Raw genomic sequence first — 15,543 nt, 5'->3', positions numbered from 1 at the left:
GAGTACAACACCCCTCTCGCGTTTTTTGTCGCTTCTATAACAGCTCTATTTGGCAGCCTCCTGACGGAGGATTCGAGCTCCATGGTTTTTAGACGGAAGACCGGTGGACCACATAGCGCCTTTCTCCCAGGGAAGAAGCATATATCTGGAAACCGGCCAAGGGGAGACCTCCCCTGTGGAGAGGTGACTCTCCGCCTCGCCGTAAAGGTGAGGCGGCACACCGGCGTAGAGCACCGGAAGCTCCAGCTCTTTTCCCGCCGCCTCCACCAACTTCAATCCCTCTGTGACAGTATCCATAGTGGTCTCGGACATTAGGTGGGAATTCGACAGAATAGCCCCTACCTTTAAGCCCCCTATCTCCTCCATCCGTCTTCTCATCGTGGAGATCCCCTCGACGGTGGAGGTCATCGGCCTGTAAGAGTTTACCACCAATATAAGCAGATATCCTGCGGATATCATCCTATCCCTGTACTTTTTGAGGGCCAAGGCTCCCTCGGCATCCCCTCCTACGTCGAGGAGAAGCCTGCCGTCGGGCTCGGAAAGAGCCCAATCGACCTCGGCGGTGACAAGGGGCATATCTATCCACTTTGCCTTGTCCGGCGCGGTTAAAACCTTGAATCCCTGGTTCTCCAGTGTATCGGACACCTGGCGAACGCAGAAATAGGGGTTTATTATATCCACATCGGCGATGGTGACCTTCTCGCCTATAGAGCTGAAGCCCAAGGCCAGGTTAAGCACCCATTCGGTCTTTCCAGACCCCAAAGCCCCTGTAACCGCCACCGCCTTTGGCCAGCGATGTTTCTTTATAAGGGCAGCAAACCGTTCCCTGTTCTCGATCATGAAAGAATCTCCCCTTCCGAGAGCTGGCTTCCTCTAACCCATTCCACTCCACTGAGCCTCTTTTTGCCCTCCGGCTGTACCTCCAGCAACCTCACGGCACCGGAGGAACACTTCACCACGGGAAAGCCGGAGTCGTCGATAGATAAAACTCCAGACGACCCCTGGATAACGTCGACGACCTCGGTGCTCCATATTTTTACTCTACATCCTTGGATATATAAATAAGCTCCTGGAGAAGGATTTAAAGCTCTAACTTTGCAATGGATGGATCTTGCTGACAAATTCCAGGATAGAAGGGCCTCTTTTTTATCTATTTTTGGCGCATATGTGGCTATTAGCGAATTTTGAGGTTGAAGAGGGTTCTCTTTATCTAAGATCAATTGTACCCCTCTGAAAAGCAAAACGCCACCTATGTATGCAAGTCGAAATAGAAGCTCTCCTGAGGTCTCGTTCTCCTCTATAGAGGCCCTCTCTTGGATAACCACAGGTCCGGCGTCCATCTCCTCGACTAAACGGAAAACCGTAACCCCTGTATCGCTCTGTCCCTCCATAATAGCCCTTTGGACAGGAGCAGCTCCTCTATAAAGGGGCAGCAAGGAAGGATGGACGTTAAGACAGCCTCCTCTGGGGGTGGAAAGGTAGGGCTCCCCCACTTTTTGACCGAAGTCCACCACGAAGATACAGTCGGGGGTCTCGTTTTTCATCCTGTCCAACAGGTAGGTATCGGAGTTAACCTTTGAGGATCTATGGAGGTTTAAAGACAGGTCCGACGCGGTGGACTCGACGAGAGTTGGGCTCTCGGACATCCCCCTCCTTCCCGAAGGCCTAGGCGGCATTGTAACGACTAAATCGGGACTGAGACCGGCCTGGACCAACGACCTAAGACAGTGGGAGGCAAAAAAACCGGTACCCATAAACCAGGTTATCATGAATCCTCGTTGCCTTCTTTTTTTAGCTTTGTCAATCTCTTCTTTATGAGCTCTCTCTTCATCGGAGAGAGATGGTCTATCATCAGCTTGCCGTTTAGATGGTCTATCTCGTGACACATAGCTCTGGCCAGAAAACCTTCCGCCTCGATTCTCCTGGGAGCCCCTGTCTCATCCTGAGCCTCTACCACTACCCTGTAAGGTCTGGTTATGTCCTCGAAGACCCCGGGAAAGCTGAGACATCCCTCCTGATCCCTCTGTTCGTCCTCTTTTTCCACTATCGTAGGGTTTATGAGAACGTAGTAAGTATCCTCGTATAGAATAACCGCTACTTTCAGGCTCTCCCCAATTTGGGGGGCAGCCAGCCCTACACCGTCATATTCTATCATAAGTTTTTTAAGCTCATCAACAAAAAGCAAAAAATCTTTATCAAAAACCGCTATTGTCCTTGTCTCTTTTCTCAATATAGGGTCGGGGAAAACCCTCAAAGAATGGTCTTTCAAACTAAACCCTCCTTAATTTTTTTAGGGAACCTGGGAGATGCCTTTAGACAAAACGACGCCACACCCCGATATGGGAGTGTGGCGTCGCATAGAACGTCAGTTCCTGTCGAATATATCTCCGAAGGCGTCTCCCAAGGTTATTGGGCCTTCCTCGGACTGGAAGTTGGAGACAGGTTTCTCCGAATCGGATTTCTTTCTTCTGCCACCAGCGGCCTGAGCCGGTCTCTCCCTCTTATCTCCCTCTTCAAGGGCACTGAGGCTGAGCCTGATTCTGCGATCGTTGGGGTTGACCTCGATGATCCGTGCGGTTATCTCCTGACCCTCGGCGAGGACATCTCCGGGCTTGTCGACCCTCTTGTTGCTGAGCTGAGAGATATGGATAAGTCCCTCGACGCCTTTTTCAAGCTCGACGAAGGCACCGAAATCGGCGAGACGGACCACTGTTACAGGCAGATCCTGTCCTTTGCTGTAGCGGTCCTCAATTCCGTTCCAGGGATCGTTAAGCTGTTTATAGCCGAGGCTAAGCCTTTTCTTTACGGGATCGACGCTGAGGACCACGGTCTCCAGCTCCTGTCCCTTTTTGACTACCTCTTTAGGATGCTTGATCCTGGCCCAGCTGAGGTCTCCGATGTGTACCAATCCCTCGATTCCCGGCTCTACCTCTACGAAAGCACCGAAATCGGTGACGTTGGTGACGGTGCCTACGGTCTTCTCACCGGGCTTCCATCTCTCCTCAACGGTATCCCACGGGTCTGTCTCGGTCTGTCTCATACTCAAGGAGATGCGGTTGTGATCGTGATCGATACCTATGACCTTAACCTTCACCGTATCGCCCTTCTTGACTATGTCCTTAGGCTTGGCGTTCCTGTGCCAGGAAAGCTCGCTGATATGGACAAGTCCATCTATAGGACCGAGGTTCACGAATACACCGAAAGAGGTCAGACTGCTGACGGTGCCTTCAAGAACGGTGCCCTCTTTGACATCATTATAGAAGTTGTCCCGCTGCTCGGCGATCTCCTGATCGAGAATGGACCTTCTGGAAAGGACCAGACGGCGCTTACGACGGTCCTTCTCGAGAAGCTTCACGTCGAAGATCTCATCGATAAACTTGCCGGGATTTACGCCCCTTCCCTCCTCAGCGAGGTGGGAAATAGGGATGAATCCCTCAAGGGAGCAACAGTCAACCATAAGACCGCCCTTGACCTTGCGAAGCCCTCTGACGGAGAAGGTCTCCTTATCGGCGATAGTCTCCTCGAGCTCCTGCCAACGACGATCGAATTCGCAACGCCAGCGACTTACCACCAGCTGAGATTCCTCTCCCTGGCGAACGTTGACAACCTGGACCTGGAGCTCCTGACCTATGGCAGGCTCTGCGCCGTCGCCTACAAGGATGTGGTGACTCCACTCCCTGGTGGGAAGGAATCCCTCACACTTGTAACCAACGTCCACAAGCCAGCCACCTTCGGCCTGCTCCACTACGGTCCCGGTTACCACTTTGCCTCTGTGAATCTCCTCGAGGCCCCCGGAGCTCTCCAAAAGCTGCTCCATGGTCATATCTTCCGCTACTTGGTTCTTAATCTCTTCACTCATTATTTGACATCCCCCTGACGTCCAGCGATTCTCTTAGAGAATCGCTTGTTGTAGTTGTTTTATCAGCCAGTCCGGCGTGCTTGCACCGGCGGCAATTCCTATCGTCGCCTTTCCTGACAACCACCCCCTGTCGAGTTGATGTGCCTCCTCAACCCAAAGCGCAGGAGTACCGGACTCCTGTGCTATACGAAAGAGCTTAGCTGTGTTGGCACTGTTGTGCCCTCCTATTACCACTATGCCGTCCACCGATCCAGCGAGACGGCGGACCGCCTCCTGTCTCTCCACGGTGGCCCTGCATATAGTGTTGGATACCCGAATCTCTCTGGCGATGCCTACGGCGTTGTAGGCTATATCCTTCAGGGTAGATTCCTGTTGGGTCGTCTGAGATATAATACCAATTTTATCGATTTTATCAATAGCCTTGAGATCGCTTTCTTGTGAAATCACTCTATAAGGTCCTTCCACGTAGCCCAATATACCCTGGATCTCCGGGTGATACTCGTCCCCTAAGACCAGGAGGAAGTATCCTTCTCTGGAAAGCTGCTCGGCCATCTTTTGGGCCTTTCTGACGAAAGGACAGGTGCCGTCTATTATCCTGACGTTTTTGTCCATCAGTCGACGGTGTACATCAGGCGATATACCGTGAGCCCTGACGAAAACCGCCTCTCCCGGCGGGACCTTATCGTCGTCGCTTACCACCACCAGGCCGAGATTTTCGAGCCTTTTGACCTCCTGAGGGTTGTGTATAGGGCTACCGATACAGAAGATCCTCCCGTTGGAGATCAACGCCTCTTCCATGGTCTTGATGGCCCTGGTTACCCCAAAGCAAAGGCCGGTCGGCTCCGCTGTGATAACTTTCAACTATTATCACCTTCCTCTACGTGGGCGACGGACAGTTCAAACGTCTCCGACAGCACCCCATTATAACTTGTTTTGGACAGATCGTACCAGTTTACGGGAAAAAATTTTTTAAACCAGGTCATCTGTCTTTTGGCGAACTGCCTGGTAGCGATTATATCCGACTCTATCCCCTCTTCAAGGCTCATCTTTCCCTGACAGTATAGAACCAGTTCCCTGTAGCCAAAGCCTTTCATCGACGGAAGTTCAGGGGAAAAACCTTTATCCAGAAGCCACTGCACCTCCTCCGGGTATCCCCCGTAAAACTGCTGTCTTACTCGTTTTTCTATGGAGAGACAGAGATCCTCCCTAGGCCTTAAAAGACCGATATAGAGGGGACTGTACCTTTCTTTTTTATCAGAAGCCGATTTTTTTCTGAAGGAGGATATAGGCTTTCCAGAGACCCTGTAAACCTCAAGGGCCCTTATCACCCTCACCGAATCGTTTGGCGATAGCCTCCGGGCCGTCTCAGGGTCGACCTCCGCTAGATAGTCAAAGCGATCGAAAGGATCCATACTATCCAGCTCTTGCCTTATCTCTCTATTAGAGGGTACGTTCACCGTCAACGAACGATCGAAAAGAGCCCTATAGTAAAAAGGCGTACCTCCGGCGAAGACGGGGACCTTCCCTCTCGAGATTATCCTGTCTACCGCCTTATCCGCCATTTCTATAAAATCGGCGACGGAAAAGATCTCATCCGGGTCCACCACGTCTATCAGATGGTGAAGGACGTCCTTTCTGGTCTCCCTATCTATCTTATCGGTGCCTACATCCATATACCTATATACCTGCCTCGAGTCCACCGATATAACCTCGCCGTCCAGCTTTTTGGCTAACTCTACGCTCAGAGCGGTCTTACCTACCGCCGTAGGACCTATTACCGCTATGACAGGGATGGACATATCTCAGCTCCTCTCAAATCTGGAGGCTATCTCCCTATCGGACAGGGTTATAATAACCGGCCTTCCGTGAGGACAGGCGGCAACCGCTCCGTCTTCGTTCATATCCCTCCAGAGGGCCATAGCCTCTTGAGGGGATATCCTCCAGGTTAGTTTGACCGAAGCCTTACAGGCTATAGTGGCCCATCTCAGCCACACCGCTTCCCTCGATATCCTGCCTCCCTCAAGGCCAACCATAGAAGATCGTAGTAAAGTCAGAGGGGAAATCGATCCACATCCCCTAAAATCCGGGACGCCGGACAGTTGCAGGACGCCATCGGAGCGTTGAAAATCGAACCCTAGCTCTCCCAGTTTATCCAGATGCTCCTCGCAGTCGCTCTGAAGGGAGGGAGGCAGGGGCACAGGGATAGCCAAGCTCTGCACAGCTCTGTCTCTCTCCATGGATTTTTTTATCCTATCGAAGTTTATCCTCTCGTGAGCTCCATGGTGATCCATAATGACAAGCTCTCCTGAGCGATCGAACAAAAGATAGCCGGAGCTCAACTGACCGAGAAACACCGTATCCTCCGGTTTTGAACTTACCGATGGAGGCGTTTCCTGGGATACCCTTGGCTCTGACTTTACGACAGGGGCCTCGACCCTTGTAAAAAGGGAACCTCTATCGTCTTTGTATTCCGGTCTTTTAGTCTTGGGTCTAGGAAAATCGATTTTCGGCGACTCGGTCTTCGGTGACTCAGGAGAATATAGAGGCAGAGAGGGAGGGTTTGAAGGCCTTCTATCGCCCTGTAGGGACATTGCACAGTCCTTTACCGACGAGAAAAGATCCCCTCCATGTCGAAAGAGAACCTCCGTCTTGGCGGGATGGACGTTTACGTCCACCTCGTCAGGAGGGGTCTCTATCCAGACAGCCCAATTGCCCGACGAATTCGTCTCACCGGAGGCTATCGCCGCTTTTATAGTCGGCTCGTCGATCCTTCTTCCGTTGACGAAGGCCATCAGAGATATCCTGCTGGTCCTAGGGGCCTCCTGCCACCAAAGGGAAACCCGGTAGTTTCCCCTCTCTCCCTGGGAAGACCGCACCTTAGGCTCATCTCCCCACAGTCTCTCCAACACAGCACCTCGATCCAAAGAACCGGGGGTGGAGTAAACCAGCTTGGTATCGCCGTAGAGGAGAAAGGATACTTCTGGATAGGCGACGCTGTACTCCTGTATGAGCTTAGTTATCCGCCTCATCTCGGCGACCGGGCTTTTTAGAAACTTTCTTCTGGCTGGCAGGTTAAAGAAAAGATCATCTACCTGAACCCTGGTGCCGGCCTTACAGTTCAGCTCTCCCTGAGAGGAGATAACCCCTCCCTCCGATTTTATTCTCCCACCGGAGGAACTGTCTCCGGTCCTGCTCCTTATATCCAGCCTGCTGACCGCCGCCACGCTGGACAGAGCCTCCCCACGGTATCCCAAAGTCCCTATGGACTCCAGATCGTCTAGAGAGGCTATTTTGCTCGTAGCGTGGCTTTCGACCGCTAAAGCAAGGTCCTCTTCGTCTATACCTCTCCCGTCGTCCTCCACGACGAGGGATACCCTTCCTCCCTGAACCACCCACACCGATATCCTGGTGGCCCCGGCGTCCAGACTGTTCTCCATAAGCTCCTTCACCACAGAGACGGGCCTTTCGACCACCTCTCCAGCGGCTATCCTCATAGCCACGTCAGGGGGGAGCCTCTTTATTTTCAAAGGGTCACCGCCTTTCTAGCCCTATCTCTCAGATCGTAAAGCATATCGAGAGCCTTTTTAGGGCTGAGCTCGTCGGGAGAGAGTCCCGCCAGTTCCTGAAGAACGGCATCGCCCTTTAGATCCAGAAACTCCATCTGCAAAGAGGGAGGTGACAGATCTACACATCGATCTTCCCTCTCAAATCCCTCCAGAAGCTCTCTGGCCCTCACCAAAACCGACCGAGGAAGCCCCGCTAACCTGGCGACCTCTATCCCGTAGGAACGATCGGCGGGACCGGGAACAACCTGATGAAGAAAGGTAACCCTCTCCTCGTCCTCCTCTACAGCCATACTAAGGTTAAAACAACCATCCAGTCGGCACTCCAGATCGGTCAGCTCGTGATAGTGGGTGGCGAAAAGGACTTTAGGGGTCGCTCCACAGAAGCTGTGAAGGTACTCCACTACCGCCCAGGCTATGCTCATGCCGTCGTAGGTGGAGGTACCTCTTCCTACCTCGTCCAACACCACCAGGCTACGATCGGTTACGTTGTGAAGTATAGAGGCGGTCTCGACCATCTCCACCATAAAGGTGCTGTTTCCCCTGGCCAGCTCGTCTCTGGCCCCGAGCCTGGTGAAAATTCTGTCGAAGAGCCCCATGGAAATCGACTCGACGGGGACATAGGCCCCCATCTGAGCCATCACCACCAAAAGAGCGGCCATCCTCAGGTAGGTCGATTTTCCAGCCATGTTAGGCCCGGTGATTATGGCTACCCTTCTTCCGTCTTCGTCCATATATATATCGTTAGGCACGAAAGGGACGTCCCTTTGGACCAACTCGACTACCGGATGCCTGCCGCCTACGATCTCCACAGAGCGACTATCGCTCAAGAACCTAGGTCTGACGTAGCCTCTGGAGTGTGCTGTGTGAGCTAAAGACACCAGACAGTCCAGGTCTCCTAGGGCCTTTCCGACCGCTTGAAGCTCCGACGTGAGGGAAAGGGTGTAATCGACCAACTCACCGTACAGTTGGGCCTCTATTTCCTTTATTTTTTCCCCGGAGGAGAGCATTTTCGACTCAAAATCCTTAAGTTCCTCGGTAATATACCTCTCCGAGGACACCAATGTCTGCCTTCGGTGATAGTCCTCCGGCAATACCTTACCCTCTTTAAGCGCTCCTCTCGAGAGCTCCACGTAATAACCGAAGACCCTGGAGTAGCCCACCTTCAGCTTGGGAAGGGAGAGCCTCTCCCTCTCTTTGGCTATAAAATCCTCCAGCCATTCCTCTCCGTCGGAGGCAAAACCTCGCCAACGGTCGAGCTCATCGTCGGAACCATCCTTTATGACCTTTCCCGTTCCCAGTATCCTCGAAGGCGAATCCTCCAATTGGGCGGATAGTCTCTCCCTTAGATCCTCCAGAGGTGAAAAAGGAAGGAGGTTATCCAGATCCAGCCCCTTCAGATAGCCTAAAAGATCGGGGAGACACTCTAAAGTATCCCTGATAGCTCCGAGATCCCTGGGGTTTCCGGTCTTCATGTGAAGTCTGGCTATAGCCCTCTCTACGTCCTTACAGGAGGACAGTTTTTCCTTAATCCCCTCAAGGGAAGGAAGGTAGGACATCAGCTTTTCCTGTATATCCAGCCTTTCCTCTATGGATGTAAGGTCCGTAAGAGGACGTAATATCCAGTTCCTCAGCCTTCTCCTGCCCATAGGCGTGTTGCACCGGTTTAAAACCGAAAAAAGAGACGGCGTCTCGCTGTCCACCAGTTCGAGGTTGTTCTGGGTCGTCACGTCCAGATGGAGCCATTTATCGGAGGTCATAGGGATTATCCTGGACACGTGTCTAGCGGCACCGTACTGGGTCTCCTCCAGATAGCCCAACAGCGCCGCTGCGACACCGGCCTCAGGGGAGTCGTCCTCCACGCCAAAACCTCTGAGGGTGTTCAGATCCCACCTACGGCACAGCCACCTGGTTCCCTCCACAGGATCGAAACTCTCCTTAGGAAGAAGGACCTCCCCCGATATTCCCAAAGAAGTGGTGACGGTCCTCTCCGGTCCTCCTTTTGGAATTAATATCTCCGCACCGGCAGAAGCGGAGATTATCCCTCGACAGCCTTCGGTGTCCATCAACCCCACCTCTAAAGTACCGGTGGCCGACTCCAATATGCCTGTGGCCCACAGGCCGCCTTTAAGCCCTGCGAAAGCCATAAGCCTTCCGTCCTGCCCCGACTCCTCGGGGACGTAGGTTCCAGGGGTGACGACCCTTATAACCTGCCTCTCCACCAAAGACCGTCCATCAGGCTCGGTGATCTGTTCGCATATGGCTACTTTAAAGCCCTTTCGGACCAATTTGCCGAGATAGGACTCCGCCGCATGCTGAGGTACTCCCGCCATAGGAATTTTCTTGCCCTGATCTCTGGCGGTAAGGGCGATATCAAGGGCCTCGGAGGCCACTTTAGCGTCGTCGAAAAAAAGCTCATAGAAATCCCCCATCCTGAAAAACAGCAGAGCGTCAGGGTGTTTCCCCTTCCAGTGGACGTACTGTTCCAGCATAGGGGTCATCTTTACACCTTCAGGAAGGGTCAAAAGATCACCTCCTCAGGGAATCCAGATATCCCTGTAGAATGACGGTGGCGGCGACTTTATCCACCTGGCCTTTTCTCTTCTTTCTGGAGACATCTCCCTCTATGAGAATTCTATTCGCTATGGTGGAGGTATACCGCTCGTCCCACATGACTATATCCAGATCGGGAAAGGCCTCTTTTATCCTCTCCACCTCCAGCTCCACCCTTTCGGCGGAGGGGCCTTTGGTTCCGTTCTCCCTCATAGGGAGCCCTATAACCGCCTTCGATGCCTTGGTGGTGGTCAAAAGCTCCCCTAACTGGGATAGCCAATCTCCCTGAGCGTCCCAGACCCCGACCCCCTGGGCGAAAGATCCCAGAGGGTCACTGACGGCAACGCCTATACGGACGGTCCCCATATCCAAAGCGACGATCCTATCTAGCAAGGTAAAAAGCCTTTCAATATAGACGGGGCCTGATCGAAAGCCTCTTTGACCTTATCGGACTTAGGTCCTCCCGCCTGGGCCATATTGGGCTTTCCTCCTCCTTTACCTCCGAACAAAGAGGCCACTTCCTTCACTATCTTTCCTGCGTGGAGCCCTGATTTTACCGAATCGACCCCTAGCATACATATCATCTGGGTCCTCTCTTCGTCGCTAGAGGCCAGTAGGACCACCGATAGAGGATCTCTGTCTTTTATGCTGTCCCCTATCTCCCTGAGCTGATCGGGATCGCTGCCGTCTATGGAAGCACTGTAGAGGGACACTCCACCGGGAAGCTCTATCTTGACCACCTTCCGACGAAGCTCCTCCATGGCGGATTTAAGGGAATAGCGCTGTATTTCCTTAGAGAGCTCTCTGTTATCCGCTTCCATAGCCTCCACTTTCTCGACCAGCCGAGCAGGACGAACCCCTAGCTTGGCGGAAAGCTCTTTTATCGTTGAGGTCATGTTCTGGTAGTTCCTGAAGGCGTTCATTCCTGTGACAGCGGTGATCCTCCTGATACCTGAGCCGATACTCTCGTCGGTTAAAATTTTAAGAAGACCTATCTCTCCGGTGGACCCCACGTGAATGCCGCCGCACAGTTCGGAGGAAAAGTCCCCTACCGATACGACCCGAACCTTATCTCCGTATTTCTCCTCGAAGAGGGCCTTAGCTCCTCTTTCTTTGGCGGTAGCCAGATCGGTCTCCTCGACCTCTAAAGACGTGTTGCCCTGGATCTCCTGGTTTACCAGCAGTTCAACTTCCTCTAGATCCGATGGCTCCAGAGGCTCGTAGTGGGTATAGTCGAAACGAAGGAACCGGTCTGAGACCAAAGAACCGTTCTGTCTTACGTGGCCCCCTACAACCCTGACAAGAGCCTCGTGGAGTAGGTGGGTGGCGGTGTGGTTTTTAGCCACCGAGTCCCGCTTATCCCGGTCCACCGATGCCTCTACGGAGGACCCAACGGATATCTCTCCCTCCACGACCTTTCCCCTATGGACCGACAGGTCTCCTACAGGATGGATCGTGTCGTCGATCTCGACGAAAAAGCCCTTACCTTTGAGGACGCCGCTATCGCCGACCTGACCTCCTCTTTCTCCGTAGAAAGGGGTCCTGGAGAGCACTATCTCCACATCGTCTCCAGCCTTTGCGGACTGGACCGACTCTCCGTTGACCAATATAGCGGTTATCTCGCTCTCACAGCACAGAGAGCTATACCCCACGAAAGGAGTGGGGCCATGGGAAGCAAGGAGCTCGGTGTACAGGTCGCCGGTCATGACCGAGTTTGCCTGTTTGCTCGATGCCCTGGCCCTCTGTCTCTGGGCCTCCATCTCCCCTCTAAAGCCCTCCTCGTCCACGACGAAACCCTTTTCCTGACATATCTCCATAGTAAGCTCCAGAGGGTAACCGTAGGTATCGTAAAGCTCAAAGGCCACCACCCCGGAAAGGGTGGCTTCCCCTTCAGCGGCTAGGGCCTCTATCTCGCTGTGAAGCAGGTCGCTCCCCTGCTCTAAGGTCCTGCCGAACCTCTTTTCCTCCACCGATACGACCTGCTCTATGGTAAGCCTGCTATCCTTAAGCTCTCTGTAGGGGTCTCCCATTATCTCTAGGACTTTCGGCAGAAGATCGGTGAGGAAAGCCCCCTTAAGGCCGATGAGCCTGCCGTACCTGGCGGCCCTTCTGAGAAGCCGCCTGAGGACGTAGCCCTGGCCGTCGTTGGCGGGAAGTATGCCGTCGGCGATCATAAAGGCCACCGCCCTGATGTGGTCGGAGATGACCTTCGCCGCCATATCCCCCTGAGGGGTAGCGCCGTAGGATATTCCCGCCATGGAACATACCTGGTCCATTATGGGCTTAAAAAGGTCGGTCTCGAAGTCGTTGGCGACGCCCTGTACCAGGGAGGTCAACCGCTCCAGGCCCATTCCAGTGTCGATGTTCTTTCTTGGCAGAGGGACAAGGGAGCCGTCGTCCTGCCTGTCATACTGGGTGAAGACGTGGTTCCATATCTCCAGATATCTGTCGCAGTCACAGCCAGGAGCGCAGTCTGGTCCGCAGGAGAAACTAGGTCCCTGATCGTATAGGATCTCCGAATCAGGGCCACAGGGACCTGTAGGCCCCATAAACCAGAAGTTCTCCTCCTCGCCGAACCGAAGAATGTGGTCCTCCGGCACCCCTACCTCTTTATGCCATATGTCGAAGGCCTCCTGGTCGTCGTTGTATATGGTGACGTACATTCTGTCTCCGTCCAGGCCGATCACATCGGTGAGAAACTCCCATCCCCAGGTTATGGACTCCCTCTTAAAATACCCTCCCCAGCTGAAGTTGCCCAACATCTCGAAAAAGGTATGGTGTCTTGCCGTTCTGCCTACGTTGTCTATATCGTTGGTCCTGACGCACTTTTGGGAGGTAACGGCGCTTGGGAAATCGGGCTCCGCTATGCCTAGGTAGTATTTCTTGAAAGGCACCATGCCCGCTATGGTGAAAAGCAACGTAGGGTCCTCGGGGACCAGTGAAAAACTATCGTAATGGTGGGCTCCTTTGGAAACCCAAAAATCTATAAACAGCTGGCGTATTTCCCTGCCACTTCTCCACTTCATAAAGTTCACTCCTAACGGCGGACCATATCCGCCCTTGAAATCGCTGCCTTTGCGACTATATCATCTACGTCTAGCCCTGAAAACTCCCCGGACCTGTAGATCCATCGACCGTTAGACATGGTGCCCTCTACATCTTTAGAGGATCCTGCGTAGACCAAAAACATCCCCAGATTATCCTCGTCAACCCCTATGTAGTTAGGGCTATCGAGATCGATAAAGGCCAAATCGGCGCTCCAACCCTGGGCTATCCGCCCGGAGTTGGCGAAGCCAAGGGCACGGTATCCGCTGTAGGTCGCCGACTCTATGACCTGTCTCGCCGTGACCACCGTAGGGTCTTTGAGAACCCCCTTGTGTATCAGGGCGGTGGACCTCATCTCGTCCCACATGTCCAGTCTATTGTTGCTGGCCGCTCCGTCGGTACCTAGCGCCACCGATAACCCAGAGTCCATCATCTCCCTGATCGGTGCGATTCCGCTGCCTAGCTTGAGGTTGCTGCCGGGGTTGTGGACCACAGTCACATCCTTGGAGGCCAGTTCTGAGATATCCTCTTTAGGAATCCAGACTCCGTGGGCCAGAATGAGCTCAGGGACGGAGAGAAGGCCCGATCTGTCCAGATAGTCCATTGTGGACAGGCCGAACTGGTCCTGAATGTAGCCCCTCTCCCACTCCGCCTCCAAGTAGTGAAAATGGACCGATAGTCCTCTTTCGCAGGCCACATGAGAGATGGCTTTCAGAGCCTCAATCGGGACGGTGTAAGGAGCGTGAGGACCTAGCTGGACTGTGACGTCGGCGTCGTCTTTAAAGGTATCCGCCAGCTCAAGGCCCTGGTTCAGCCTAATTGGGTCGTCGCCTATAAGCCCCCGACACAGACCGCACTTCATGCCCCCCTCTTTGGCGGCTCTGGCGACTTGGTCCATCTCGAAGTACATATCGCCGAAACAGACCGTGCCGGTGGAGGCCATCTCCAGCAGTGCCGACTTAGTTCCCCAGTAGACCCTCTCTGGGTTGAGGTTAGCCTCTACAGGCCAGATACTTTCCTCCAACCACTGCTTTAGGGGCCGTTCCTCCCCCAGTCCTCTGAGTAGGACCATGGCGGCGTGGGTGTGACAGTTGACGAACCCGGGAAGGAGTGCCTTTTTACCCCGGCAGTCTATAACCTCGTCGCCGGTCAGAGAGCCTGGCTCCGATATGGCCTCTATAATCCCCTCCGAGACCGTGAGGTCGACCCTCCTAGCCCTTTCCATGGAGCCGTCCAGAGCCATGACGTCTTTAAACAGCAGTCTGGACATCACTCTTTCCAGCCTTCCATGTACTCCTCCTGAGCGGAGGTGAGCCTATCAAGGGCTACCCCTAAAGAATCCAGCTTAGTCGAGACTACCATCCGGTCTATATCCTCAGGAACCGGATATAGACCGGCCTTCATGTCTCCGTGATTTCTTAAAATGTGAAGCGCCGACATGAGCTGGAGGGCGAAGCTCAGGTCCATAATCTCTATAGGGTGGCCGTCTCCGGCGGCTAAATTAACCAGCCTGCCCTCGCCCAGGAGATAGAGCCTGTTGCCTGAGGCCATTTTGTAGCAGGTGACGTTAGGGCGGACCTCGTACACGTCGGTGGCCATGGAGCTGAGGTCGGCCTTGGATATCTCCACGTCGAAGTGACCGGCGTTGCCGAGTATGACCCCGTCTTTCATCTTGGCCATATGGTTGGAGGATATAACGTCGACGTTGCCCGTCAAGGTCAGGAATATATCCCCTAATGGGGCGGCGGCCTCCATGGTCATTACCTCGTGGCCGTCCATCAATGCCTCGAAGGCCCGGTGGGGATCGATCTCGGTGACTATAACCCTGGCGCCAAGGGCCTTTGCCCTCATTGCCACCCCTCGACCGCACCAGCCGTAGCCAGCGACCACCACAACCTTTCCGGCTATAAGGCTGTTGGTGGTCCTCATGACCCCGTCCCATACCGACTGGCCGGTGCCGTAGCGATTATCGAAAAGGTATTTACTGTCGGCATCGTTGACCGAAATCATAGGAAATGGAAGAATTCCCTCTCGCTCCATGGCCTTAAGCCTCTTGATGCCTGAGGTGGTTTCCTCGGAACCGCCACGGACGTTAGGTATCAGGTCCTGTCTCTCCTCCAGCAGTGTGGCTATGAGATCGGCACCGTCGTCGACTATGACCTCAGGTCCACAGTCCAGAACGTTCTTCAGGTAGGAAAAATACTCCTCCGAGGTCATTCCCCTGTGGCTGTAGACGTGGATTCCCTCTTTTACCAGTGCGGCACAGACGTCGTCCTGGGTAGACAGAGGGTTGCTTCCAGCGGCATAGACCTCCGCCCCCAGCCTGGAGAAAGTCCTAAGTAAACAGGCGGTCTTAGCCTCCAGATGGAGACAGGCCGCCAGCTTTATTCCCTCGAAGGGCCTCTCCTGACTGTACCTTTCCTCCAAAGAGGACAGAACAGGCATATACTGCCAGGCCCAATCCAGCTTCTGCAATCCCGATGGAGCCAGCTCTATATTTGCTATTGAGAAATTCTTCATAAA

At 53.7% G+C, this 15,543-nt stretch carries 12 protein-coding genes; all 12 read right to left on the bottom strand.

Features of this window, described 5'->3' with window-relative positions; translation table 11 throughout:
- Positions 1-45: 45 nt before the first annotated feature.
- The 12 genes from B9Y55_RS00175 to B9Y55_RS00120 all read right to left on the bottom strand — a co-directional run bounded on the left by B9Y55_RS00175 (position 46) and on the right by B9Y55_RS00120 (position 15,540).
- Positions 46-840: a P-loop NTPase family protein gene (locus B9Y55_RS00175; protein WP_085543339.1), complete on the bottom strand. Its 795-nt coding sequence runs from the start codon at positions 838-840 to the stop codon at positions 46-48.
- Positions 837-1,769 carry a methionyl-tRNA formyltransferase gene (gene fmt / locus B9Y55_RS00170; protein ID WP_085543338.1) on the bottom strand — a complete coding sequence of 311 codons (933 nt, stop codon included), beginning with the start codon at positions 1,767-1,769 and terminating at the stop codon, positions 837-839. The genes B9Y55_RS00175 and fmt overlap by 4 nt, the downstream gene beginning before the upstream one ends.
- Complete coding sequence (gene def / locus B9Y55_RS00165; RefSeq protein ID WP_085543337.1) at positions 1,766-2,269, bottom strand: peptide deformylase; 504 nt, start codon at positions 2,267-2,269, stop codon at positions 1,766-1,768. The genes fmt and def overlap by 4 nt, the downstream gene beginning before the upstream one ends.
- A gap of 96 nt (positions 2,270-2,365) precedes the next feature.
- Positions 2,366-3,859 (bottom strand): 30S ribosomal protein S1, encoded by a 1,494-nt coding sequence (locus B9Y55_RS00160; RefSeq protein WP_085543336.1) that lies wholly within the window; start codon positions 3,857-3,859, stop codon positions 2,366-2,368.
- A 33-nt stretch (positions 3,860-3,892) separates the two neighbouring features.
- A complete protein-coding gene (gene ispH, locus B9Y55_RS00155) occupies positions 3,893-4,720 on the bottom strand; it encodes a 4-hydroxy-3-methylbut-2-enyl diphosphate reductase (protein ID WP_085543335.1) in 828 nt (275 codons plus the stop codon).
- Positions 4,717-5,658, bottom strand: coding sequence for a tRNA (adenosine(37)-N6)-dimethylallyltransferase MiaA (gene miaA, locus B9Y55_RS00150; protein ID WP_085543334.1), 942 nt, complete (start codon positions 5,656-5,658; stop codon positions 4,717-4,719). The genes ispH and miaA overlap by 4 nt, the downstream gene beginning before the upstream one ends.
- Before the next feature lie 3 nt (positions 5,659-5,661).
- The gene (gene mutL, locus B9Y55_RS00145) at positions 5,662-7,386 is read right to left on the bottom strand and encodes a DNA mismatch repair endonuclease MutL (protein ID WP_085543333.1); all 1,725 of its coding nucleotides are present in this window, start codon (positions 7,384-7,386) and stop codon (positions 5,662-5,664) included.
- Entirely contained in the window at positions 7,383-9,947 is a 2,565-nt protein-coding gene (gene mutS, locus B9Y55_RS00140; protein ID WP_327078422.1) for a DNA mismatch repair protein MutS, read from the bottom strand. The genes mutL and mutS overlap by 4 nt, the downstream gene beginning before the upstream one ends.
- Positions 9,948-9,951: 4 nt before the next feature.
- A complete protein-coding gene (ruvX, locus tag B9Y55_RS00135) occupies positions 9,952-10,368 on the bottom strand; it encodes a Holliday junction resolvase RuvX (RefSeq protein ID WP_143340752.1) in 417 nt (138 codons plus the stop codon).
- Positions 10,362-13,001 (bottom strand): alanine--tRNA ligase, encoded by a 2,640-nt coding sequence (gene alaS, locus B9Y55_RS00130; protein ID WP_085543332.1) that lies wholly within the window; start codon positions 12,999-13,001, stop codon positions 10,362-10,364. The genes ruvX and alaS overlap by 7 nt, the downstream gene beginning before the upstream one ends.
- Positions 13,002-13,012: 11 nt before the next feature.
- Positions 13,013-14,290: an amidohydrolase gene (locus B9Y55_RS00125; protein ID WP_085543331.1), complete on the bottom strand. Its 1,278-nt coding sequence runs from the start codon at positions 14,288-14,290 to the stop codon at positions 13,013-13,015.
- Positions 14,290-15,540: an adenosylhomocysteinase gene (locus B9Y55_RS00120; protein ID WP_085543330.1), complete on the bottom strand. Its 1,251-nt coding sequence runs from the start codon at positions 15,538-15,540 to the stop codon at positions 14,290-14,292. The genes B9Y55_RS00125 and B9Y55_RS00120 overlap by 1 nt, the downstream gene beginning before the upstream one ends.
- Between the last annotated feature and the right edge of the window lie 3 nt (positions 15,541-15,543).

This window comes from Dethiosulfovibrio salsuginis (genome assembly GCF_900177735.1).
Lineage (GTDB): Bacteria > Synergistota > Synergistia > Synergistales > Dethiosulfovibrionaceae > Dethiosulfovibrio > Dethiosulfovibrio salsuginis.
This window is presented reverse-complemented; position numbering and strand designations above follow the sequence as displayed.

Coding starts and splice junctions, on each gene's coding strand:
- B9Y55_RS00175 (WP_085543339.1), bottom strand. CDS start 840: ATGATCGAGAACAGGGAACGGTTTGCTGCCCTTATAAAGAAACATCGC.
- fmt (WP_085543338.1), bottom strand. CDS start 1,769: ATGATAACCTGGTTTATGGGTACCGGTTTTTTTGCCTCCCACTGTCTT.
- B9Y55_RS00160 (WP_085543336.1), bottom strand. CDS start 3,859: ATGAGTGAAGAGATTAAGAACCAAGTAGCGGAAGATATGACCATGGAG.
- miaA (WP_085543334.1), bottom strand. CDS start 5,658: ATGTCCATCCCTGTCATAGCGGTAATAGGTCCTACGGCGGTAGGTAAG.
- alaS (WP_085543332.1), bottom strand. CDS start 13,001: ATGAAGTGGAGAAGTGGCAGGGAAATACGCCAGCTGTTTATAGATTTT.
- B9Y55_RS00125 (WP_085543331.1), bottom strand. CDS start 14,290: ATGTCCAGACTGCTGTTTAAAGACGTCATGGCTCTGGACGGCTCCATG.
- B9Y55_RS00120 (WP_085543330.1), bottom strand. CDS start 15,540: ATGAAGAATTTCTCAATAGCAAATATAGAGCTGGCTCCATCGGGATTG.